The 22518-nt window shown below is 28.8% G+C and carries 23 protein-coding genes and 1 riboswitch; of the genes, 18 read left to right on the top strand and 5 right to left on the bottom strand.

Annotated elements, in window-relative coordinates:
• Positions 1 to 42 precede the first annotated feature (42 nt).
• Positions 43 to 810 (top strand): ABC transporter ATP-binding protein, encoded by a 768-nt coding sequence (locus BEN51_RS12190; protein WP_119866630.1) that lies wholly within the window; start codon positions 43 to 45, stop codon positions 808 to 810.
• Positions 803 to 2779 (top strand): FtsX-like permease family protein, encoded by a 1977-nt coding sequence (locus BEN51_RS12185; RefSeq protein WP_119866296.1) that lies wholly within the window; start codon positions 803 to 805, stop codon positions 2777 to 2779. The genes BEN51_RS12190 and BEN51_RS12185 overlap by 8 nt, the downstream gene beginning before the upstream one ends.
• A 118-nt stretch (positions 2780 to 2897) precedes the next feature.
• Here the strand turns inward: BEN51_RS12185 and BEN51_RS12180 are convergent, their stop codons facing one another.
• Positions 2898 to 3671 carry a 3'-5' exonuclease gene (locus BEN51_RS12180; RefSeq protein ID WP_119866295.1) on the bottom strand — a complete coding sequence of 258 codons (774 nt, stop codon included), beginning with the start codon at positions 3669 to 3671 and terminating at the stop codon, positions 2898 to 2900.
• 184 nt (positions 3672 to 3855) lie between these two features.
• Here BEN51_RS12180 and BEN51_RS12175 point away from each other — a divergent pair, with 184 nt between their 5' ends.
• From BEN51_RS12175 to BEN51_RS12150, 7 genes are all read left to right on the top strand, one after another.
• Positions 3856 to 4290 carry a MarR family winged helix-turn-helix transcriptional regulator gene (locus BEN51_RS12175; RefSeq protein ID WP_119866294.1) on the top strand — a complete coding sequence of 145 codons (435 nt, stop codon included), beginning with the start codon at positions 3856 to 3858 and terminating at the stop codon, positions 4288 to 4290.
• Positions 4291 to 4388: 98 nt separating this feature from the next.
• The gene (locus BEN51_RS12170; protein WP_119866293.1) at positions 4389 to 4874 is read left to right on the top strand and encodes a glutathione peroxidase; all 486 of its coding nucleotides are present in this window, start codon (positions 4389 to 4391) and stop codon (positions 4872 to 4874) included.
• A gap of 324 nt (positions 4875 to 5198) precedes the next feature.
• On the top strand, positions 5199 to 6323 hold the full coding sequence (locus BEN51_RS12165) for a BMP family ABC transporter substrate-binding protein (RefSeq protein WP_119866292.1): 1125 nt from the start codon (positions 5199 to 5201) through the stop codon (positions 6321 to 6323).
• A 14-nt stretch (positions 6324 to 6337) separates the two neighbouring features.
• A complete protein-coding gene (locus BEN51_RS12160) occupies positions 6338 to 7870 on the top strand; it encodes an ABC transporter ATP-binding protein (RefSeq protein WP_119866291.1) in 1533 nt (510 codons plus the stop codon).
• Positions 7851 to 8945 (top strand): ABC transporter permease, encoded by a 1095-nt coding sequence (locus tag BEN51_RS13955; RefSeq protein WP_207652781.1) that lies wholly within the window; start codon positions 7851 to 7853, stop codon positions 8943 to 8945. The genes BEN51_RS12160 and BEN51_RS13955 overlap by 20 nt, the downstream gene beginning before the upstream one ends.
• On the top strand, positions 8946 to 9875 hold the full coding sequence (locus tag BEN51_RS13950) for an ABC transporter permease (RefSeq protein ID WP_207652780.1): 930 nt from the start codon (positions 8946 to 8948) through the stop codon (positions 9873 to 9875).
• 257 nt (positions 9876 to 10132) lie between these two features.
• Positions 10133 to 10570 carry an Lrp/AsnC family transcriptional regulator gene (locus BEN51_RS12150; RefSeq protein WP_119866290.1) on the top strand — a complete coding sequence of 146 codons (438 nt, stop codon included), beginning with the start codon at positions 10133 to 10135 and terminating at the stop codon, positions 10568 to 10570.
• An 81-nt stretch (positions 10571 to 10651) separates the two neighbouring features.
• On the opposite strand, the gene BEN51_RS12145 is transcribed toward BEN51_RS12150, so the two are convergent.
• Positions 10652 to 10861, bottom strand: a complete 210-nt coding sequence (locus tag BEN51_RS12145) for a cold-shock protein (RefSeq protein ID WP_119866289.1) — start codon at positions 10859 to 10861, stop codon at positions 10652 to 10654.
• Between the two features lie 193 nt (positions 10862 to 11054).
• Here BEN51_RS12145 and BEN51_RS13870 point away from each other — a divergent pair, with 193 nt between their 5' ends.
• Entirely contained in the window at positions 11055 to 11207 is a 153-nt protein-coding gene (locus tag BEN51_RS13870; protein ID WP_164704117.1) for a hypothetical protein, read from the top strand.
• A gap of 72 nt (positions 11208 to 11279) precedes the next feature.
• Here BEN51_RS13870 and BEN51_RS12140 read toward each other — a convergent pair whose 3' ends face one another.
• Both BEN51_RS12140 and BEN51_RS12135 read right to left on the bottom strand, forming a co-directional pair.
• Positions 11280 to 12179: an MYG1 family protein gene (locus BEN51_RS12140; RefSeq protein WP_119866288.1), complete on the bottom strand. Its 900-nt coding sequence runs from the start codon at positions 12177 to 12179 to the stop codon at positions 11280 to 11282.
• 106 nt (positions 12180 to 12285) lie between these two features.
• Positions 12286 to 12861, bottom strand: coding sequence for a DNA-3-methyladenine glycosylase I (locus tag BEN51_RS12135; RefSeq protein WP_207652779.1), 576 nt, complete (start codon positions 12859 to 12861; stop codon positions 12286 to 12288).
• A gap of 296 nt (positions 12862 to 13157) precedes the next feature.
• Here BEN51_RS12135 and BEN51_RS12130 point away from each other — a divergent pair, with 296 nt between their 5' ends.
• From BEN51_RS12130 to BEN51_RS12095, 8 genes are all read left to right on the top strand, one after another.
• Positions 13158 to 13979, top strand: a complete 822-nt coding sequence (locus BEN51_RS12130; RefSeq protein ID WP_207652778.1) for an undecaprenyl-diphosphate phosphatase — start codon at positions 13158 to 13160, stop codon at positions 13977 to 13979.
• 165 nt (positions 13980 to 14144) lie between these two features.
• Positions 14145 to 14639 (top strand): CarD family transcriptional regulator, encoded by a 495-nt coding sequence (locus BEN51_RS12125; RefSeq protein WP_119866286.1) that lies wholly within the window; start codon positions 14145 to 14147, stop codon positions 14637 to 14639.
• A 332-nt stretch (positions 14640 to 14971) separates the two neighbouring features.
• Entirely contained in the window at positions 14972 to 16399 is a 1428-nt protein-coding gene (locus BEN51_RS12120; protein WP_119866285.1) for a uracil-xanthine permease family protein, read from the top strand.
• Between the two features lie 285 nt (positions 16400 to 16684).
• Positions 16685 to 17725 carry a pirin family protein gene (locus tag BEN51_RS12115; protein ID WP_119866284.1) on the top strand — a complete coding sequence of 347 codons (1041 nt, stop codon included), beginning with the start codon at positions 16685 to 16687 and terminating at the stop codon, positions 17723 to 17725.
• Entirely contained in the window at positions 17703 to 18467 is a 765-nt protein-coding gene (aroD, locus tag BEN51_RS12110; protein WP_119866628.1) for a type I 3-dehydroquinate dehydratase, read from the top strand. The genes BEN51_RS12115 and aroD overlap by 23 nt, the downstream gene beginning before the upstream one ends.
• A gap of 247 nt (positions 18468 to 18714) precedes the next feature.
• Positions 18715 to 18898, top strand: a riboswitch (Lysine riboswitch).
• 159 nt (positions 18899 to 19057) lie between these two features.
• Entirely contained in the window at positions 19058 to 19888 is an 831-nt protein-coding gene (locus BEN51_RS12105) for a transporter substrate-binding domain-containing protein (RefSeq protein ID WP_119866283.1), read from the top strand.
• A 70-nt stretch (positions 19889 to 19958) separates the two neighbouring features.
• Positions 19959 to 20714 carry an amino acid ABC transporter permease gene (locus BEN51_RS12100; protein ID WP_119866282.1) on the top strand — a complete coding sequence of 252 codons (756 nt, stop codon included), beginning with the start codon at positions 19959 to 19961 and terminating at the stop codon, positions 20712 to 20714.
• Between the two features lie 26 nt (positions 20715 to 20740).
• On the top strand, positions 20741 to 21481 hold the full coding sequence (locus BEN51_RS12095; RefSeq protein WP_119866281.1) for an amino acid ABC transporter ATP-binding protein: 741 nt from the start codon (positions 20741 to 20743) through the stop codon (positions 21479 to 21481).
• Positions 21482 to 21600: 119 nt separating this feature from the next.
• Here BEN51_RS12095 and BEN51_RS12090 read toward each other — a convergent pair whose 3' ends face one another.
• On the bottom strand, positions 21601 to 22518 hold the full coding sequence (locus BEN51_RS12090) for a DUF2935 domain-containing protein (protein ID WP_119866280.1): 918 nt from the start codon (positions 22516 to 22518) through the stop codon (positions 21601 to 21603).

The raw sequence follows: 22518 nt of genomic DNA, 5'->3' as shown, positions 1-22518 counted from the left end.
TTATTGCTATAATTTGAACATGATAAGAAATGGAGGTTGTTTATTATTATGCTAGAAGTAAAAAATTTAAAAAAGATATATACTACACGATTTGGAGGAAATCAAGTTAAAGCTTTATCTGATGTTTCCTTTTCTGTAGAAGAGGGGGAATATGTTGCTGTTATGGGTGAATCTGGCTCGGGCAAAACTACATTATTAAATATCCTTGCTGCTCTAGATAAACCTACTAGTGGAGATGTAATTCTTGAAGGTAAAAGTTTAAGTTCAATTAAAGAAAGAGAGATATCAAAGTTTCGTCGTGATAATTTAGGATTTGTATTTCAGGATTTTAATTTATTAGATACATTTTCATTACAAGATAATATTTTTCTTCCCCTTGTTCTATCAGGAAAATCCTATGAGGAAATGAGCAAAAGATTAAAGCCTATAGCCAAAAAACTTGGAATTTCAGATATTCTTCATAAGTTTCCTTATGAGGTTTCAGGAGGACAAAAGCAAAGAGCTGCAGTTGCTAGGGCATTAATTACAAATCCAAAGCTTATTCTTGCAGACGAACCTACTGGAGCTTTAGACTCTCGTTCAAGTGATGACTTACTTCGCTTATTTAAAGAAATAAATAATGAAGGGCAAACAATAATCATGGTTACTCATAGCACAAAGGCAGCAAGCCATGCAAAACGTGTACTTTTTATTAAAGATGGTGAGGTATTTCACCAACTTTATAAGGTTTCTATGTCTGATGAGGAAATGTATCAAAAAATTTCTGACACTTTAACTATAATTGCAACAGGTGGTGCTAGAAATGAGTAAGATTTTTTATGCAAAACTGGCTTTAATAAATATAAAAAAGAATGGAAAGACTTATTTTCCATATATGGTTGCAGCCATTAGTACAATTATGATGTTTTATACAATGCATTTTATATCTATAAATGATGGCTTAAATAATATGTCTGGAGGAGATTCATTAAAAATTATATTAGGCCTTGGGAATTATGTAATTGGCCTATTTTCTATAATTTTTCTTTTTTACACTAATAGTTTTTTAATAAAACGCCGTAAGAATGAAATTGGATTATATAATATATTAGGCATGGAGAAAAGACATATTGCTAGAGTAATGATTTGGGAAACATTTTTTGTAGGGATTTCAACTATAGTAATTGGATTATTAAGTGGAATATTAATAAGCAAATTAATGTTCTTAGTGCTTTTAAAGATTCTAACTTTTGAGGTGCCATTAGGTTTCTTTATTTCTAAAGAATCAATAGCCATTACAGTAATACTATTTGGAGCAATATTTATTTTAACTCTTCTAAATAATTTAGGGCAAATTCATTTATCTAAACCTGTTGAGCTATTAAGGGGAGGACAGGTTGGAGAAAAAGAACCTAAGACAAAATGGATTATGACAATTATAGGTGTAATTTCTCTTTCAGCAGGATATTATATTGCTCTTACTACAGAATCACCTCTTGCAGCAATATATTTGTTCTTTGTTGCAGTTATACTTGTTATTATAGGAACTTATAGTTTATTTACAGCTGCTAGTATTGCATTGTTAAAAATATTAAGAAAAAATAAGAAATTTTATTATAAAACTAATAATTTTATAAATGTATCAGGTATGATTTATCGTATGAAACAAAATGCAGTAGGTTTATCTAATATATGTATTCTTTCAACCTGTGTTCTTGTTATGCTTTCTACTACAGTATCCTTATATATTGGAATGGAAGATGTTCTTAGAAATAGGTATCCTCGTGATATTGCTGTAAGGGTAGATAATGTATCTGATGAGATGGAAGAAAAATTAGATAATATCATAATAAAAGAAGCAGAAAAACATAATATTTCTATTAAGGATATAATTAAATATAGATCTATAGAAGTTACTATGTTTCAAAAAAATAATAGTTTTTCTTTGGCCAATAGAGATATAGGAAATTATTCTGATATAAGTTTGCTAAACATAATGCCCTTAGAATCTTATAATAGTCAGGAGAATAAGTCTATAAATTTAGAAGATAATGAGGTACTTTTATATGCTTTTAGAGGAGAAATAAAAGAAGATACCGTAAATATTTTAGGTAATGAATTTAAAGTAAAAGAGCAATTAAAGGATTTTAATTCAGAAGGTATTTTATCAGCAATAGCGGCCAAAAGTTATTATATAGTCGTAAAAGACGTAGAAACTATTGAAAAGTTACTTTTTAATGTAGATATATATGGAGAAAAATTTGAAAACCTTTCTTATTTTTACGCCTTTAATACAGAAGGAGATGCTGAAAATCAAATTAATTTAATTAATGTTTTATCCAATATGATTTCAGAAGCTTCACTTTCAGGTTATGCAGAAGGACTAGAGGAATCTAGAGGAGCCTTTTTTTCCTTATATGGAGGGCTATTCTTCCTTGGTTTATTTTTAGGTTTCTTATTCATTATGGCCACTGTACTTATTATGTATTATAAGCAGGTTTCAGAGGGCTATGATGATAAGCAGCGTTTTGAAATAATGCAGAAGGTTGGTTTAAGTAAAGAGGAAGTTAAAAAGTCAATTAAAAGCCAGGTTCTTATGGTATTTTTCCTACCTTTATTAATGGCAATTATTCATATTGCTTTTGCCTTTAAAGTTATAACGAAATTGCTTTCAGTTTTAAATTTAACTAATATTACATTATTTGCCTTATGTACTTTAGGAACAATTTTAGTCTTTGCAGTATTTTATGGAATTGTATATTCTCTTACTGCCAGGGTATATTATAAACTTGTGAGTTAATTTAACTTATTAATTTTGATTTATAGAGAGAGTATTTAAATGTGTTTTTAAACAATAATTGACAATTGATAATGTTTATCAATTGTCAATTTTAATTTTGAATTATTTTTCTTTTATCTTATTTCTTCTTTTTCTCTTTTGCAATTTTTATAAATTGTTGAGTTCTTCCCATATTATAAGCTAACTTTATAATATCTTTTTCTTCTTTAGTCATTTCGCGGTAGTACATTTTTTCAAATTGTTGAATTAGCTTGTAATAGTCTACCTGAACCTTAGGCTTTCTTGTCTTAGCTTTTACCAGATAAGGATCATATATTTGTGGTTTAATTGAATGAGTATATATTTTTTTAAATATTTCAGCTGTATAATGAGCATCATAAAGGGCATTATGAAACTCAAAGGTTATTGGAAGACTTAGTTCTTCAACGGCATTTTGAAGATTAAAAAGTTTTTGGATTGAAAGTCCAAAATGTTTGGAAACATAGGGCTGAATATTTATGTATTTTCTAGGTAAAAGGTTATAATCTAATTTATGATAAAAAACATTTTTAAATAACTCTTGAATATCAGACATACCCCAGATACAAAATATTGCATCTTTATCATTTATGAAATTTATAAAGTTATTAAAAACTTCTGGGAAAGTTTTTTCTGAAATAACTTGCTCGGTATTAATACCTGTTAATTCTTCTATAAAGGGGCTTATTTTTGAATAAATTGTTGGCTTAACATAACTATTGAAGCTTCCTTTATTGTTAAAATCAGCATCCAATTTTACTGCACCAATTTGTATAATTTCAAAGGGATATTTAGATTTTTTTTCTTCTGAATTTGAGTATTTTAAATTAGAAAAATCTTGATTAAATTCTAAATCAAAAATAATGTAGTGCATATTAGAGAACCCCTTATCTTTTATCCTTAAATTTATTTTTGGCTAAATTTTTAATATTATTCTATAAAGGAATAGGACTATATTTGTATTCTATAGTTGACAATAATAATATAAAAATATATAATAGTATCAAATTTAATTGAGTTAAATTGAATTTGTATAAATTAATATGGAGAATGGTGAAATGAGTAAATATGACAAAATTAAATTAGAAAATCAATTATGCTTTCCATTATATGCTTTATCAAGAGAAGTTATAAAGCTATATAAACCATTACTTGATCCTTTTAACTTAACATATACACAATATATAACAATGTTAGTTATATGGGAAGAGGAAAAAATAAATTTTAAGGAACTTGCTAAAAGACTTTATTTAGATTCTGGTACCCTTACCCCTGTAATTAAGAAGTTAGAAGCTATGAATTTAATTATAAAATATAGAAATAAAGAAGATGATAGAGTTGTTACAGTTGAGTTAACAGATAAAGGTAGAGAGCTTAAGGATAAAGTTCTTGAAGTTCCTGATAAGATGCTTTGCAATTTTAAGGGTGATACAGAAAATCTTTTAGCCTTAAAAAATTATTTAGACGAAATGATAGCGTCTTTAGAAAAATAAGTTGAATTCCTTAAAGGGATTTAACTATATTTTTAAACAGATTAATTGAATTAAATTGAATTTAAATAAATCAATAATATTTGAGAGGAGAAATAATTATGAATTTTTATGATTTTTCAGCAAGGGGAATTTATGGGGAAGAGATTAGCATGAAAAAATATAAGGGAAAGGTTGTCTTAGTTGTTAATACAGCAAGTAAATGCGGTTTAACTCCCCAGTTTAAGGAACTAGAAGAACTCTATAGGGAATATAAAGATAAGGGGTTAGAGATATTAGGTTTCCCATGTAATCAGTTTGCAAGTCAAGACCCAGGAACTAATGAAGAAATACAAAACTTTTGCCAGCTGAATTATGGAGTTACATTTACAATGTTTGAAAAGATAGATGTAAATGGGGAAAAGGCACATCCTCTTTATAAATATTTAAAAAGTCAAGGAAAATCAATTTTAGGCAAAGAAATTAAATGGAATTTTACTAAGTTTTTGATAGATTCTGAAGGCAATGTAATTAAAAGATATGCACCAACAACAAAACCCTCAAAGATTAAGGATGATATAGAAATATTGTTAGCAATTAAGAAGTAATCTATTACTTAAAGTAAATGAAATTATAAAAATGCTAGATTGGATTTATATTTATATTTATATTTAGATAAATCTGATCTAGTGTTTTTTATTTTAGTAGTATTTAACTTATAAGTCCATTAATTATCAATAAATTACTAAAACATAGCCTAAAAACAAGAGAAAAGCTTTATGAAAACTACAATATACGAAATAATATTCGTATTATTACGATTAAAATAATAAAAAATAAAAATAATATTCGACTTTTTTAAAATCTTGTGTTATATTATTTATGAAAACAAAATTATTAAAAATAATTAAATAAAAAATTGGGGAGGCATTATGAATAAGAAATTAACAGTATTGTTATCATCAGTATTAACAGCAGCACTTTTATTAACAGGATGCGCAGGTGCAAGCAATGAAAAACAAACTGGGGGCACAACAGGAACAGAAGCTAATTCAGAAGAATTAAAAGTAGGTTTTGTATATGTAGGACCTATAACTGACCAAGGCTATGTATATGCTCATGATTTAGGAAGACAAGCTGTTGAAAAGGAATTAGGAGTTGAAACTATTTATAAGGAAAATGTTAAAGAAGATAAAGCTGAAGTTAGAGCAGCTATCGATAATTTAATTCAACAAGGAGCTAATGTAATATTTACAACAAGTTTTGGATTTATGGATGCTACAGAAGAAGCTGCAAAAGATTATCCAGAAGTTAAATTCTTACATTGTTCAGGTTACAAATCAAATGGAAGTAATTTTGTTAATTATTTTGGAAAGATGGAAGAACCAAGATATTTAGCAGGTATAGCAGCTGGGCTTAAAAGCAAAACAAATAAGATTGGATTTGTTGGGGCTTTTCCAATTCCGGAAGTTATTAGAGCAGTTGATGCCTTTACTTTAGGAGTTCAATCTGTAAATCCAGATGCAGTTGTTAAAGTTACTTGGACAAATACTTGGTATGATCCAGCTAAAGAAAAAGAAGCTGCAAAAGCATTAATAGACGAAGGCGTAGATGTATTAGCACAACATCAAAATTCAGCAGCAACACAACAAGCAGCAGAAGAAGCTGGCATATATTCAATTGGATATAACCTTAGCATGAAGGAATATGCACCAAATGCATATATGACAGGAGCAGTTTGGAATTGGGGAGCTTATTATGTTGAGGCAGTTAGACAGATAAAAGAAGGTACTTGGAAAGCTGAAAATTATTTAGGCGGATTAAAAGATGGAGTTGTACAACTAGACGAGCTTAATGCAAATGTACCAGATGAAGCTAAAGCTTTAATTGATGAAGCTAAGGCTAAGATAGAAGCAGGAGAATTAAACATATTTGCAGGACCAATAAAGGACCAAACTGGAGCAATTAAAGTAAAAGAAGGGCAAGTATTAACAGATGAAGAAATGATACAAATTGATTATTTAATTGAAGGCGTAGAAGGTGTAATTGAACAATAGTATTAGGGGGAAAAATGAATACTAAGGGAATTAAAGTTAAAAATATTACAAAGGTTTTTGGTAAAGTCATTGCCAATAAAAATGTAAACTTTGAAGTAAAACCAGGAGAAATTCATTGCCTTCTAGGAGAAAATGGTGCAGGAAAAAGTACATTAATGAGCATTTTATCAGGAGTTTATACTCCTGATAATGGCTCTATTTTTGTAGATGGTAAAAAGGTTAATTTTAATTCTCCTAGAGATTCAATAAAACATGGTATAGGAATGGTGTACCAACATTTTAAATTAGTAGAGTCAATGACGGCCCTTCAAAATATTTTATTAGGAAATAATAAGGGTATTTTTTCAAGGATTAAAGAGAAAGAAAGAGAAATTAAAGAAATAATTGATAAATATGGTTTTGATGTTGATTTAAATAAACTCGTTCATAATATGTCAGTTGGAGAAAAAGAAAATCTTGAAATTTTAAAGGTTGTATATAGAGGGGCAAGAGTATTAGTTCTTGATGAACCTACAGCGGTATTTACACCTCAAGAGACAGATAGATTATTTTCAGTAATGAGAAAAATGAAAGAAGATGGATGTGCAATTATATTCATTACTCATAAGCTAGATGAAGTTATGAAAGTAGCTGATAGAATTACTATATTAAGAAAAGGGGAAACTGTTGCAACTATAAACAAGGATAAGGCTAACCCTCAGATTTTAACAGAATTAATGGTAGGTAGAAAAGTTAATCTGTCAATTAAGGCAATAAAATCAAAATTAGGAAAAGAAATATTAAAAGTAGAAAATTTAAAAGTAAAAGATAGTGAAGGGGTAGAAGCTGTTAAAGGAATTTCTTTTAGTATTAAGGCTGGTGAAGTTCTTGGTATAGCAGGAATTACTGGAAGTGGGCAAAAGGAATTATGTGAAGCAATAGCTGGAATTACTCCTATAGAAAGTGGAAAGATTATTTTTGAAAATAAAGATATAACTAATATAGATTCAACAAAGTATTTTAAAGAAAATATTAAATTAAGCTATATTCCTGAAGATAGATTAGGTATGGGACTAGTTGGTGATATGGGAATAGCTGATAATTTACTTCTTAAGAATTATAAGAAACAAAAGGGATTATTTATAAATAAAAAGTCTTGCAAAGATGAAGCTAATTTTATAATAAAAGAATTTAATGTAAAAACTGCAGGAGTAGAATACCCAATAAAATATATGTCGGGTGGTAATATACAAAAGATATTACTGGGAAGAGAATTAAATTCAAATCCTAAGCTAATAGTTATGGCTTATCCGGTAAGAGGTTTAGATATTAGTACTTGCTATGCAATATATGACGTTATTTTAAAGGAAAAGCAGAAGGGAAGCGCAATTTTATTTATTGGAGAAGACTTAGATGTACTAATGGCAATAAGTGATAGAATCATGGTTATGTATTCAGGAGAAATAACTGGAATTACTGAAGCAGAAAAGGTAACAAGAGAAGGCATAGGATTAATGATGATGGGTAGGAAGGATATAGGTGAAGAATATGTCAATGAGGTTTGTTAAGCGAGGAGAAATAAGTAAAAAGCAGCAGATAATTACATCAATTATTGCTGTAATTTTAGCATTGGCTGCTTCAGGCATATTTTTATTAGCTTTAAAACTTAACCCTATAGAAGTATATGGTGAAATGATAAAGGGGGCTCTTGGAAATAAAATAAGTTTTAGGCAGACAGTTGTAGAGGCAATTCCACTAGCTATAACTGGATTAGGTATAGCAGTTGCCTTTAAAATGAATTATTCTAACATTGGGGGAGAAGGACAAATTATAATGGGAGCCTTTGGTGCAGCTCTTATAGCATTAAAGCTGCCTAATCTTTCACAGTCCTTAATGCTTATGATGATGTTTTTAAGTGGAATATTTTTTGCTAGTCTTTGGGCCTTAATTCCAGGATTTTTAAGAATTAAGTGGAAGGTAAGTGAAGCAATAACTACTTTAATGATGAATTATATTGCCTTAAAATTTGTTGCTTATTTACAGTATGGTCCTTGGAGAGATAAAAGCGCTCTTGGATTTCCTAAAATAGCAAGCTTCGGGAAAAATGCTCTTTTACCAAAGCTTTTTAATATTAATATAGGATGGCTAATTGCTATAATCCTTTCAATTATAGTTTATATATTTTTAAATAAAACTAAGAAGGGTTTTGAAATTTCAGTTATAGGAAAGGGAGAAAGTACTGCTAAATATGCAGGAATAAATATAAAAAGGACTATGCTTCAGACAATAGTTATAAGTGGAGTAATTTGTGGAATTACTGGAGTGGTACAAGCAGCTGGTATTAGTGAAACTTTGTCAGTTGAAGTATCTGGAGGTGTAGGTTATACTGCAATAATAATTGCTTGCTTAGCTAAACATAACCCATATATGATAGGAGTAATTTCTTTTCTATTTGCTACCCTTGTACAAGGAGGAACTTATATTCAAACCATTTATAGTGTTCCAGATTCAGTAGCTCTTATTATACAAGCAATGATATTATTCTTTGTACTTGGTAGTGAGATATTTACAAATTATAAAGTTGTAATTAGAAATAGTTCCTTTAACAAGAAAGAGACATCAGTAATTGAGGAGGTAGCATAAATGGAATGGATAACAAATTTTTTGGCAGCAGCAGTGGTAGCTGGTACACCTCTATTATTTGCTACTTTAGGAGAAATAATAACAGAAAAGGCTGGTAATCTTAACCTAGGGGTAGAAGGTATGATGTTAATGGGGGCAGTAATAGGCTTTATTGTAGGATTAAAGACTGAAAGTGCAGTAATGGCTTTATTAGCTGCTATGGCAGCAGGAGCTTTAGGAGCTTTTATATATGCTTTTTTAACAGTTACATTAAAAGCTAATCAAAATGTTACTGGACTTACATTAACTATTTTTGGAAGTGGCTTCTCAAGTTTTGTAGGTAAATCAGTAGTTGGTCAAGCTACTCCTGATAGTATAAAGAGTTTTTTTATCCCAATAGAAATACCTTTATTATCAAATATACCTGTATTAGGTAAGGCTTTATTCAGTCAAGATTTATTTATATATATAGGATATATATGTACTATTTTATTAACAATATATTTATATAAGACCAATATAGGATTAAATTTAACAGCAGTAGGAGAAAATCCTTCTGCAGCAGCTTCTGCAAGTATTAATATAGATTTATATAAATATATTCATATATTGCTTGGAGGAGCTTTATGTGGACTTGGAGGAGCTTATCTTTCCTTAGTACATGTTCCAGCTTGGCAGGAAAATATTACAGCGGGAAGAGGATGGATTGCTGTTGCATTAGTAGTTTTTACAGCTTGGAGACCAAATAAAGCAATTATAGGAGCCTTTTTATTTGGAGGCTTAGATATAATAAGATTTAGAATAACTAATACCCTTATTTCAATATATTTTATGGATATGATCCCATATGTTGTAACAATAGCTATACTTATATTTATAGGAATAAAGAAATCAACTAGAAATGCACCACCGAAGTCATTGGGAATTCCATATTTTAGAGAAGAAAGATAAGGGTAAATAATTAAAAAACAGCACTTTTTTAGTGCTGTTTTTTAATTATTTAAAGAAGAATAGATTAAATTTGTCTGAAACTTAATTTTTTTAATTTTTGTATTCAAAAATAGTTGAAAAAAAGCAAAAATAACTTTATTATATTAAGATATAAAATGTTTTAGAATTTTAAGGAAAATAATATCAGGGAATAATTAAAAGTTATATATGAAAAGAGGTGAATGTTAGCATAATAATTATATTAGTGCTAATAAAATATGGATAAGATTGATTTAAAATTAGTAAAACTATTACAAGAAAATTCAAGGTATTCACTTAAACATTTAGCAGAAGAAGTATATTTATCTACTCCAGCTGTTTCTGCCCGTATTTTAAAATTAGAGGAAGAGGGGATTATTACAGGATATACTGCACAAGTTGATTATTTAAAATTAGGATATAATATCAAGGCTTTTATAAATTTGAAGATGACTCCACAGCAAAAACCAGAATTCTATCCTTTTATAAAAGCATGTCCTAATGTTATTGAATGTAATTGTGTAACAGGGGCCTACTCTATGCTTATAGAAGTTGCTTTTCGCACAACTATGGAATTGGATGAATTTATTGGGGTATTACAAAGATTTGGAGATACAGATACTCAAATTGTCTTTTCTACGCCTGTTGAACATAGAAGTATTGATATATCTTTATAAGAATGCTGTGCAGGGTGTTTGTCCAATTTAAGTATTATAAACAACAACCTTGCACAGCTATTATTTAAATTATTATAAAATTTATAGTTTGTGAAGATTTACGGCCATAGGTCCTTTTTTTCCTTCTTGAATATCAAAAGTTACATTTTCCCCTTCATGTAAATCTTTATCTGGACCTTGTTCTTGAATTTGTGAATGATGGATAAATATATCATCTCCATTATCACAAGATATAAATCCATATCCTTTTGTTGCATTATACCACTTAACTACACCAGTTTTTTCAGCCATAAATTAAACCTCCTTAATATTAAGTGTCATTAATATTATTTTCAAAAAATTAAATTTAACACCTTGATAAATAAGGAAAGTATTATAGAGATGATATTTTTAAGCTTTAATTTCAAATTAAGTAAAAAAATAAATACAAGAATTCAGAATAAATACTTATCTTATTTCACAAAATAATTTTGAGGTGATATTTATGGCTAAAGCAGGAATGAGAAGACCAGATCCAAGGGAACCACATGGTACAGAAAGTAATAAAAAATTACACATACCTAAAAATGATCAAGATCCAGTACCTGAAATTCAAGGCAAAGCAAAGGCAGGTCATAAAAAGGCAAAGCCTTTTTAAAATTTAAGGTTCATCTACTTGAATTTTTATTAGTAGATGAACCTTAATTATTTTTTAAAATTATGATTTAATTTACTCTTCCTTTGGTGTTTCTATAGCTATTTTTGCTAATTTCATTATTCCTTCTTTTGTTCCTGTTATGGCAATAAATCTTCCTGTATGACAGAATATTGCATCTGGAACACCTGTTACTGCAGCTAATTCTTCACCTCTTAAACCAGCCCAAGCTTTTGGAAGCTTTTTTTTGTCTATTTTATTTTCATCCCTTATTGATTGAAGGGCATAACTATCTTCTCTGGGATATATTGTATATAAAACTTCTTCCTTTGTATCAATTTCTCTAAGATAAGAGTTGTAAGGACAATATCTATCAAGAACTAATAGTTCTGGAATAGTCCTATTTTTATAAGCTTTTAAAACATGTTCCTTGGCATCAAGCACAGAAAATTTATGTTCTATAGCATTATTTAATATAGTCCTTGCAAGTTCTACAGCTTCATTAAAAGCTTCATTTTCATCTTTATTAGAATTCCAAAGAGGATTAAACTTTTCAATTATAGAACTAATATGTAATAGTGGAATTTCTGTTTTATCTATCCAAATTCCATTATCAAGGGCATCAGCACCTTCAATTATGCTTTTATCAATATAATCAAATATACTTTGAATTTCTTCATTATTTAAGGATTCTCTTTTTAATTTAAGTAAGTCTTTACCGAATTCCTCCCATATAAGTCCACATGCAGCATAAGGAGTTCCATTTTCTCTATATCTTTTATTAATTCCATGATGATCAAATTTTCCTCCACCAACATCATAAACTATATCAAGTTCTTTTAAAACTTTCTCATCTCTAGTCCTTGTTAGTTCGACCTCAAAAAGTTCCTTAAGTATTGCAGTTGCAATGACTTCATCTGCATGAAATTTTCCGTTATGAGTACCAATTCGCTTAAATTTTTTCTGTCTTTTCATTTTAGCACCTTCTTCAAATTTCTTTTATTTTAGTATATACCATTTTTTAATTTGTTATATTGCTAATTGTTTGTTAAATTATGGTTTTGAGAAATTTCAGAAGAAGTTAAGCCTTGTTATTTATTGGGTGTCTAAAGCAGTCAAGCAAATGGTCATTTATAACTCCAGTAGCTTGAAGGTAAGCATAAACTATAGTAGTTCCAAGAAATTTAAAGCCTCTTAATTTTAAATCTTTACTTACCTTATCAGAAAGTTCTGAACTAGCAGGTAGTTCAGAAATAGAATTCCAATTATTGATTACTGGACTATTATCAACAAATTTCCAAATATAATTATCAAAGCTGCCAAATTCCTTTTGAATTTGTAAAAAAGTTTTTGCGTTATTTATAGAAGCATCTATCTTTTTCCTATTTCTTATAATTCCTGGATTTTGTAATAATTCATTGATTTTATTTTCATCGTATTTAGCAACCTTATTAGGCTCAAAATTATCATAGGCTTTCCTATAATTTTCTCTTTTTCTTAATACAGTAAGCCAGCTTAATCTAGCTTGAGCTGACTCAAGAACTAAGAATTCAAAATGTTTATTATCATCATGAACAGGTACACCCCATTCTTCATCATGATATTTTATATATAATTCATCTTTACCACACCAAGGACACCTTTCCAATTTAAACACCTCATTTATTTTAATTTATCTTACTTAAGTTGTATAATAAGTATAAGTTTATATGACTGATTTCTTCTTTGCAATTTCAAAATTCAGAAAAATTTAAGAATAAGTAGATAAAAATTATAGTAATATGGAATAAAATTAATATTAGAAATTTAAAAAGGTATTTTGTTTTAGAGAAGAAAGAAATATAATAAATAAGTATTAATTAATAAACATATTAATTAATATAAATCCTTTAATAAATATACTAAATTATTTTTTAGCTTTATTAAAGAAAATATAAAAAATGGAGGAGAAAAATGTTAATAATTGAATTATTAAAGGCAGCTTTTTTAGGAGTAGTTGAAGGAATAACTGAATGGCTTCCTATAAGCAGTACTGGTCATATGATTTTAGTTGAGGAATTTATTAAGTTAAATGTTTCTGATGCTTTTAAAGAAATGTTTTTTGTTGTTATACAATTAGGAGCTATTTTAGCTGTTGTTCTTTTGTATTTTAACAAACTAAATCCTTTTTCAGTTAATAAGTCTTCAAAAGAAATAAGAGATACTATGCAGATTTGGTATAAGGTAATTGTAGGTGTATTACCGGCTGGAGTTTTAGGTGTATTGTTTGATGATTGGTTAGATGAACATTTATATAATTATCAAACTGTTGCGATAACTCTTATTATTTATGGAATTTTATTTATTATTATTGAAAATCGCAATAAGAATAAAGTTTCTAAGATAAATAGTTTTAAGGAATTATCTTATGCCACAGCTTTTGGAATAGGATTATTCCAAGTATTATCCTTAATTCCTGGTACTTCACGTTCAGGAGCAACAATTCTTGGAGCAATTATACTTGGAACATCACGTTATATTGCTGCTGAATATTCATTTTTCTTATCAATTCCAGTAATGTTTGGGGCAAGTGCTTTAAAACTAATTAAATTTGGATTTGATTTTACAGGTACAGAAATTGCTATTTTATTAGTAGGTATGATTGTTGCTTTTGTTGTTTCTATAATAGCAATAAGATTTTTAATGAAATACATTAAAAACAATGATTTTAAAGCCTTTGGCTGGTATCGTATTATTTTAGGATTATTAGTAATTGGATACTTTGTATTATACTAATACAATGCACTTTTTAGAAAGTACATAAAATTTTAAAATTGTGGTATAATATAAATGCAGCAATAGCTCCGATGACGTAATTTGGGTTATCGGAGCTATTGCTTTATAATAATTTTTGACTTGAAGGGGGGATGCAGAAAAATAAGGATTAAGGAGGAAAAATTTATGTTTAAGATCAATGATTATGTTGTATATGGGACAATAGGTGTATGTAAGATTACTGATATTACTAAGGGAAAATATCTAGGTTCTTTAGAAACTGAATATTATGTTTTACAGCCTGTATTTAATAATAAGATGGTTATTAAAACTCCGGTAGATAATAAAAAAGTTATTATGAGAAGTATTTTAACTAAAAATGATGTTTTAGCATTAATAGATACTATGCCTTACATAGAAGCTGTTCCTGTCGATAATGATAGAGAAAGAAGTGAAATTTGCAAGGCTGCTCTTAAAACAGCAGACAGCCGAGAGTGGTTAAAGGTAATTAAGATTTTAAAGAAAGAAGAAGAGGAAAAAAAGGCAGTTGGTAAAAAATTAAATAGAATTGATGAAGAAATTATGAAGGAAGCAAAAAGACAATTATTTGAAGAATTTGCAATAGCTTTAGATATTTTACCAGAAGAAGTTCATAAATATATTATTAAACATACTTCTTAAAATACAAGTAATGTATAATTAATTATTTTAATAAATAACTAATTATACATTACTTAGTGACTATTAAATAATAAAGAATTATCACCATATAATATAAATTAAAAAAATCTAAAAAATTTTAAAAAGCGTATTTACAAAATCTAATTTATATGTAATACTATTTGCAGGATAATTAAAATCTTTAAAGTGGTGCGAGACACCAGTAAGATTTGAAATATTGTGCAGTAATTATATTAGCTTTTAAGCTGCTAATTTTCGAATCTTGCTATAAGCAAGATTTTTTTTATGATTTTTTTTATCCTTTTAAATTATAAAATTTAGGAGGTATTATTATGACAACAAAATCAACAAACAATCAAGTAATGGGCTATTTACCAGATGAAAGGCCACCATTCTTTGAACTTATCTTATTTGCACTTCAACAAATAGTAGTAATGTTTCCTGCTACAGTTCTAGTAGCATTAATTACAGGTTTTCATGTTTCAACAACAATTTTTGCAAGTGGTCTTGCAACTTTAGGATTTATTTTAATTACAGGAAAGAAACTTCCATTATACTATGGTTCAAGTTTTTCATATATAGCAGCAATAGCTTCAATAATGAGTGCGGATGCCTTTGCTAGTTATACATTAAATGATAAAATTTCAATAGCTCAATTTGGTATTGTAATGTCCGGTTTTGTTTCAATAATAGCTGGATTAATAATAAAGAAAAGTGGAAAGAAGTTCATAGAAAAAGTTCTTCCAGCAACAGTAACAGGTAGTATAGCAATTATTATAGGATTATCATTAGCTGCAAATGCAATGGGAAATGCAGCTGCAATTCCAGCAGGTGTTGCTGAAGCAGATCAAGCTATGGCATCAGGTTATGCCTGGATAATAGCTTTAGTAACATTATTATCAACTATAATATATTCAGTTTATCTAAAGGGTAAACTTAGCCAACTTCCAATTTTATTTGGACTTTTAACAGGATATTTAACAGCTTTAGTAATAGGAAAAACAACAGGAATACCATTTGTAAACTTTAATACAGTAGAAACAAACAGTATTTTTAGTATGCCAATATTTACATTCCCTAAGCCATCATGGGAAGCTTTAATTGCAATAATGCCTATAGCAATTGCAACTATACCAGAATCAACTGCTCACGTATATCAATTACACACTTATGTTAATGATTTAGCTAAGAAAAAAGGTTCTAAAAAGGTATATGAAATTGAAGATAAATTAGGGTTAAATCTAATTGGTGATGGTATGGGAGATATAATCTCAGGCTTAATTGGTGGACCAGCTGGTACAAACTATGGTGAAAATATTAGTACAATGGCAATATCAAAGAATTTCTCGGTACCAGTTTTAATGGCAGCAGCAGTAATAACAATGATCATTTCATGCTTTACACCATTAATAAATGTAATTTATTCTATACCAACATCAGTAATTGGAGGACTTTCAATATATCTTTATGGAGTTATAGGGGCACAAGGAGTAACAATAATGATGGATAAGAAAGTAGATATGTTTAGTTCTAAAAACTTAGCTGTTATAGCAGTAATATTAATAGTTGGATTAGGTGGAAATTATGCTTTCGAAGGCGGAATGATACCAATGTTTGGAATAGAACTTCCTGCTTTAGCAACAGCAGCTGTTGTAGGAATAGTTTTAAATCTTATCTTATCAATTGGTAATAAAGAAGAAGTTTCAGTAAATGAAGAAACTAAAGTAATTGATGAAGATATACAAGTAGATTTAGTATAGGGAAAATAAAATATAAGCAATAGTTAATAAGTAAAAGGGAATATTAATAGTTAATAAGTACGGCTAATAAGAGATAATGTATAGAGGTATAATATATATAGGGTTGCGAGAGCAACCCTTTTTTATATTTATTTTAAAGTGATATTATATTATAAAATAAATCTTGAATTCAAGATTTATTTGTTTTATAATTATCTTGAAGTCAAGATAATTATAAGTTTATAAATTGCTAAGAATTATATATTATAGAGAATTAAAAAAATATAACTGAAAAAGGTGAATAGTATGAATAATAAAATAAAAAAGATACAAAAAATAGGATTTCAATGGCCAATGGAAAACCCTTTTATATTTTGTGCCCATCATAAAGATGCATATCCAAAGGGAAATGAAGTTCAAGGAATAGATAGTGAATTATTAATAGGAAGAGAAATTGGTAATGACTTTTCAGGAAAAGATGGATTTAGCATGTATCATGGAAAAGTTGTTCCGGGATTTCCAGTGCATCCCCATAGAGGATTTGAAACTGTAACTATAGTTCTTAATGGATTTGTAGATCATTTTGATTCAAAAGGTTCTTATGGACGTTATGGCAATGGTGATGTACAATGGTTAACAACAGGTGCAGGATGTCAGCATACAGAAATGTTTCCCCTAATTAATAAAGATAAAGAAAATCCAGTAGAATTATTTCAAATATGGCTTAACCTTCCTTCAAAAAATAAATTTGTAGAAGCTGATTATAAGATGTTATGGGCGGAAGATATTCCAGTAATAGAGTTTAAAAATGAAAAGGGAAGCAAAACTAATATTAGATTAATTACAGGTAAATTAGAGGGAAGAGAGGGCTTAGAGCCTAATAAGAATTCATGGGCAGCAGATAAAAACAATAATGTTGGAATATATCTGGTAAAGATGGAAGCAGAAGCATCTATGATATTACCAGCTGTTTCAGAAACATTAATAAGAAACTTATATTTCTATCAAGGTGAAGGTAAGCTTATTATAGAAGGTCAGTCTTTTGAAGCATCAACTCGAATAAAGTTATCTGGAAAAGAAGAAATTTCAATAATTAATGGAGATAAGGAGGCTTATTTTATAGTTTTAGAAGGAGAACCTATAAACGAACCAGTAGTACAATATGGACCTTTTGTTATGAATACAAAGGAAGAAATATATCAAGCTTTTAGAGATTATCAAGAAACCCAATTTGGCGGCTGGCCTTATGATAGAGAAGATCCAGTTAATAAACGTACTTCAGGAAGATTTGCTCATTATGCTGATGGAAGGGAAGAAAAAAGATATGAAGAAAGTAGTAAAAGTTAAAGATCTAGTAATTGGCGAAGGGATACCCAAAATAGTTGTACCTATTGTAGGAAAAAGCATTTCTGAAATTATAGAGGAAGCAAAGGAATTAGAATATATAGATTTTGATATAGTAGAATGGAGAGCAGATTTCTTTAAAAATGTAACTAATATAAATAAAGTTATAGAAGCTTTAGAGAAGATTAGAGAAATTATTCCTGATAAAGCAATTTTATTTACCTTCCGTAGTTTCAATGAAGGTGGAGAAAGAGAAATTGATGAAGACTTTTATTTTGAATTAAATAAGAAAGTTTCTAAAACAAAACTTATTGATATTATAGATATTGAATTATCTAAAGATAATAATAAGATAATAGAATTAATTGATTTAGCTCATAATAATGATCTTCTTGTAATTATTTCGAATCATGATTTTGAAAAGACACCAGCAAAAGATGAAATAATAAAGCGTCTTTGTAAGGCGGTTGAATTGGGTGCAGATATTCCTAAAATTGCAGTTATGCCTAATTCAGCTGAAGATGTAATTACATTATTAGATGCAACGCGTATTGCAAAAGAAAAGTATATAAAAGGTCCAATTATAACAATGTCAATGGCAGGAAAGGGGATAATTAGTAGATTATCTGGAGAATTATTTGGATCCGCAATTACTTTTGGTTCAGCTAAAAAGGCATCTGCTCCAGGACAAATTTCTGTAAAGGAGCTGCGTAAAGTTTTAAATATATTGCATACTAATATGTAATAAATATATTATAAAAATAATAGTAATAAAAATATTTTTGATTATTAGTATTATTATGTAACAACAGATTAATAATAACATATTATAAAATTAAATATAAAAAATATTCATTTGTGTACAAGCAATTATCATGAATAACAAATACTTTTATTACAAAAAATAAATTAGAAAAAAGTATTGACAAGCATAATAAAAGCCTGTACACTAAAGACATAAAATTTAAAACTTAATAAGACCTCACTTTTACAGGTGAGGTAGAGGCGCAATATTTAACAGTCTTTAGTGGAGTTCGAGAAAACGTTGAAGCTAGAGAGAAGGAAATATTGCCGAAGTGTATAATATTTCTCGGTATTATATGCTGGGCTTACAGTTAATAGCTGTAAGACTGTCTCAATAAACTACCCGGTTTATTGAGTTGTGCTATCTCAAATGGGAAAAGATGGGGATGAAGGTGAAGTATATTTATATGCCTGAGTCTATCTCAGGCATTTTTATTTAACTAAATCTCCTGAATTCTTAGATAGCGCAATCCTGACTTTAGAGGATTGTCATTTTTTATTTTAAGAAAAATTAAAAAAGGAGAGATTATCATGAAGAAAAAATTATCAGTATTAGTATCATTAGCATTAACAGCTATGTTAGCATTAACAGGATGTGCATCAGCAAATAATGAAAAGACAGAGGATAGTAATGTGTTTAAAGTAGGAATGGAAGCTGGATATCCACCATTTAACTGGACACAAGGCGATGATTCAAATGGAGCTGTAGCAATTGAAGGAAGTTCAGAATATGCAGGTGGATATGATGTTGAAATAGCTAAGAGAATTGCGGAAGGTTTAGGAAAAGAACTAGTTATTGTTAAAACTGAATGGGATGGATTAGTGCCAGCTTTAACTTCAGGTAAAATAGATGCAATAATTGCAGGTATGTCACCAACTGCAGAACGTAAAGAAACAATAGATTTTTCAGACAATTACTATAATTCACAATTAGTTTTAGTTGTTAAAAATAATGGACCTTATGCAAATGCTAAAACTTTAGCAGATTTCAAAGATGCAAAAGTTACTGCACAGTTAAATACTTTCCACTATTCAGTAATAGATCAAATTGAAGGTGTAAATAAGCAAGAAGCTATGGATAACTTCCCAGCAATGAGAGTTGCTCTTGAATCAGGAGTAATTGATGCTTATGTATCAGAAAGACCAGAAGCAGTAAGTGCTCAATCAGCTAATTCAAACTTTAAAATGATAGAACTTACAGATGGCTTTGAAACAAATCCAGAAGATACTGCAATAGCAGTAGGATTAAGAAAAAATAGTGAGTTAACTGAAAAGATAAATGAAATTTTAGCAGCTATTTCAGAAGAAGAACAAACAGAAATAATGGATAATGCTATTAAAAATCAACCAGCAGCTCAATAATTTATTTTGAATGGGTTATCTTTTAGAGCCCATTCAATTTTATTAATTTAGAGGTTTTAGGAGGCTAATAATGAGTATTGAATCAATAATAAAAATAGTTCAAGAAAATTGGCCAATGTTTCTTCGTGGAGCATGGGTAACAATTTATATTTCAATAATCGGTACTTTAATTGGTACTTTAATTGGGCTATTAGTAGGAGTAATAAGAACTATTCCAGTTCCTGAAAGGGGAATAAAAAAGGTATTTCTTAAAATTATAAATGTTATTCTTTCTGTTTATATAGAGTTCTTTAGAGGAACCCCTATGATAGTACAATCCATGGTTATTTATTATGGATCAGCTCAGTTTTTAGGAATAGATATAAATAGAATAGTAGCAGCTTTATTTATAGTTTCTATTAATACAGGAGCTTATATGTCAGAGATTGTTAGAGGAGGAATTGTTTCTATAGACAAGGGACAATTTGAAGCTGCTCAGGCAATTGGAATGAGCCATGCTCAAACAATGTTTAATGTAATTTTACCACAAGTGATTCGTAATATTTTACCAGCAACAGGTAATGAATTTGTAGTTAATATAAAAGATACTTCAGTGCTTAATGTAATTTCTGTTTCAGAACTATTCTTCCAAACTAAGTCAATAGCAGGTAATAACTTTAAGTATTTTGAATCCTTCTCTGTTGCATGTATTATTTATTTAGTATTAACATTTACAATTACAAGAATTTTAAGAGCAATAGAAAGAAAATTAGATGGACCGGAAAATTATATTATACCTGGCAATCAAATGCAGGTAAAAACTCCAGAAATTGTAGCAGATAAATAATTAAGTAGGAAAGGAGGAAGTTAGAGATGGAAAAAATAATAGAAATTAAACATTTAAGTAAACATTTTGGAGATCATGAAGTATTAAAAGATATTGATTTTTCAGTAAATAAAGGGGAAGTTGTTTGTATAATAGGTTCTTCTGGATCAGGTAAGTCAACTCTTCTTCGTTGCATTAATCTTCTAGAAAAGCCAACTGGTGGAGAGATAATTTATAAGGGAGAAAATATATTAGATGACAAACATGATATTCGTAAATATCGTACAAAGTTAGGCATGGTTTTTCAACAATTTAATTTATTTAATAATCATAATGTCTTAAGTAATTGTGTTGTTGGACAAATGAAGGTTTTAAAGCGTTCTAAAGAAGAAGCTGAAAAAATAGCAATGAAATATTTAAAAGTAGTTGGAATGGAAAAGTATATTAATGCTAAGCCTAAGCAGTTATCAGGAGGGCAAAAACAACGTGTTGCTATTGCAAGAGCACTTTCAATGGAACCAGATGTTATTCTTTTTGATGAGCCAACTTCAGCTTTAGATCCAGAAATGGTAGGAGAAGTTCTTAAAGTTATGAAAGAACTTGCGGGAACTGGTCTTACAATGTTAGTTGTAACTCACGAAATGGAATTTGCACGCGAAGTATCTGATCGTGTAGTATTTATGGACAAGGGAGTTATAGAAGAAGAGGGATCTCCAGAGCAAATATTTAATAATCCAACTAAGGAACGTACACGTGAATTTTTAAAAAGAACACTAGAAAAACTTTAACTTGTAAAAAGTTAAAGTTTTTCAATTTATACAGAATTTAATATCATTAAATGTAGAAATTATTGTAGATATATAAGAAATAAGAAATATTTCTCGGGAAATGTCGGAATATACATTTATTATAAATTAAAGTTCCTAAGTAATCTAATATAATGATTAGCTTCTCTAAGTACGTGATCAGCTAAAAGAGGAGAAATAATAGCTTTAATTTCGCAATTTAATAAACCCTCCACTCCTTCTTCTTTAAATTCTCTAATTTCTTTTGCAGCATCTAATGATTTATTTGTAACTTCCCTTAGAAGATTTTTAGAATCTTTTATTTTATTTGCTTCTTTTCTTAAGTCTTCAAATTTCTTTCCAAAACTATCAGCTAAATTAAATAAATTTACTTCTGTTGGGTCTAATAAACCTCTGATAAAGAAGGCATGTTCAGACATTATTTTATTCCAAAAAGCTTCTTGAGCGGCTGGGTTTACATTAATACTTATTTCAACTCCGTTTTGTAGTCTTGTTAATAATTCCTTATAAGCCATAGCTTCATAAAGAAGATGCTCTAAAAATTTAGGATAAGCATTTATAAATAAGTTGCATGATAAAACAGCTTTCAGAAGTTTATTTTTAAATTGAATAAGCATCGAAAGTGTTCTTATAATGTTTTTATTTAATATGAAAATTTCATCTGTTAAGTTTCTTAAAGATTTATTGCTAATAGGTAGTAAGGAAAGTTCTCTAGAAGTTATAGAGGTGTCTATTAAAATTCCAGTAGCCATTTGAGTTGCTTTTTCGGCGTCAATTGTATATTTAGTTACAAGCTCTTTTGAATTTATTACAGATGAAGGAAGAAGCCCATCTGCCAATGTTACTGCATGAGATAATAAATGAGAAAATTCATTTTTAAAGGCTTCTGCTTGATTAATTAAGTTTTTATCTTTTGGTAAAAATACTGCTTCTAAAAATATTGAATGTTCTTTCATCAACCTTAAAAAGAATAGATTTACTTCTAATGAATGAACTGTAAAATCATTAAAAGATATCAT

Source organism: Clostridium isatidis (genome assembly GCF_002285495.1).
Taxonomy (GTDB): domain Bacteria; phylum Bacillota; class Clostridia; order Clostridiales; family Clostridiaceae; genus Clostridium; species Clostridium isatidis.
This window is presented reverse-complemented; position numbering and strand designations above follow the sequence as displayed.

Coding starts and splice junctions, on each gene's coding strand:
- BEN51_RS12160 (WP_119866291.1), top strand. CDS start 6,338: ATGAATACTAAGGGAATTAAAGTTAAAAATATTACAAAGGTTTTTGGT.
- BEN51_RS12115 (WP_119866284.1), top strand. CDS start 16,685: ATGAATAATAAAATAAAAAAGATACAAAAAATAGGATTTCAATGGCCA.
- BEN51_RS12095 (WP_119866281.1), top strand. CDS start 20,741: ATGGAAAAAATAATAGAAATTAAACATTTAAGTAAACATTTTGGAGAT.
- BEN51_RS12125 (WP_119866286.1), top strand. CDS start 14,145: ATGTTTAAGATCAATGATTATGTTGTATATGGGACAATAGGTGTATGT.
- BEN51_RS12100 (WP_119866282.1), top strand. CDS start 19,959: ATGAGTATTGAATCAATAATAAAAATAGTTCAAGAAAATTGGCCAATG.
- BEN51_RS12175 (WP_119866294.1), top strand. CDS start 3,856: ATGAGTAAATATGACAAAATTAAATTAGAAAATCAATTATGCTTTCCA.
- BEN51_RS12145 (WP_119866289.1), bottom strand. CDS start 10,861: ATGGCTGAAAAAACTGGTGTAGTTAAGTGGTATAATGCAACAAAAGGA.
- BEN51_RS12150 (WP_119866290.1), top strand. CDS start 10,133: ATGGATAAGATTGATTTAAAATTAGTAAAACTATTACAAGAAAATTCA.
- BEN51_RS12180 (WP_119866295.1), bottom strand. CDS start 3,671: ATGCACTACATTATTTTTGATTTAGAATTTAATCAAGATTTTTCTAAT.
- BEN51_RS12105 (WP_119866283.1), top strand. CDS start 19,058: ATGAAGAAAAAATTATCAGTATTAGTATCATTAGCATTAACAGCTATG.
- BEN51_RS12140 (WP_119866288.1), bottom strand. CDS start 12,179: ATGAAAAGACAGAAAAAATTTAAGCGAATTGGTACTCATAACGGAAAA.
- BEN51_RS13955 (WP_207652781.1), top strand. CDS start 7,851: ATGTCAATGAGGTTTGTTAAGCGAGGAGAAATAAGTAAAAAGCAGCAG.
- BEN51_RS12170 (WP_119866293.1), top strand. CDS start 4,389: ATGAATTTTTATGATTTTTCAGCAAGGGGAATTTATGGGGAAGAGATT.
- BEN51_RS12165 (WP_119866292.1), top strand. CDS start 5,199: ATGAATAAGAAATTAACAGTATTGTTATCATCAGTATTAACAGCAGCA.
- BEN51_RS12090 (WP_119866280.1), bottom strand. CDS start 22,518: ATGATATCTTTTAATGATTTTACAGTTCATTCATTAGAAGTAAATCTA.
- BEN51_RS13950 (WP_207652780.1), top strand. CDS start 8,946: ATGGAATGGATAACAAATTTTTTGGCAGCAGCAGTGGTAGCTGGTACA.
- BEN51_RS12130 (WP_207652778.1), top strand. CDS start 13,158: ATGTTAATAATTGAATTATTAAAGGCAGCTTTTTTAGGAGTAGTTGAA.
- aroD (WP_119866628.1), top strand. CDS start 17,703: ATGAAGAAAGTAGTAAAAGTTAAAGATCTAGTAATTGGCGAAGGGATA.
- BEN51_RS13870 (WP_164704117.1), top strand. CDS start 11,055: ATGGCTAAAGCAGGAATGAGAAGACCAGATCCAAGGGAACCACATGGT.
- BEN51_RS12120 (WP_119866285.1), top strand. CDS start 14,972: ATGACAACAAAATCAACAAACAATCAAGTAATGGGCTATTTACCAGAT.
- BEN51_RS12185 (WP_119866296.1), top strand. CDS start 803: ATGAGTAAGATTTTTTATGCAAAACTGGCTTTAATAAATATAAAAAAG.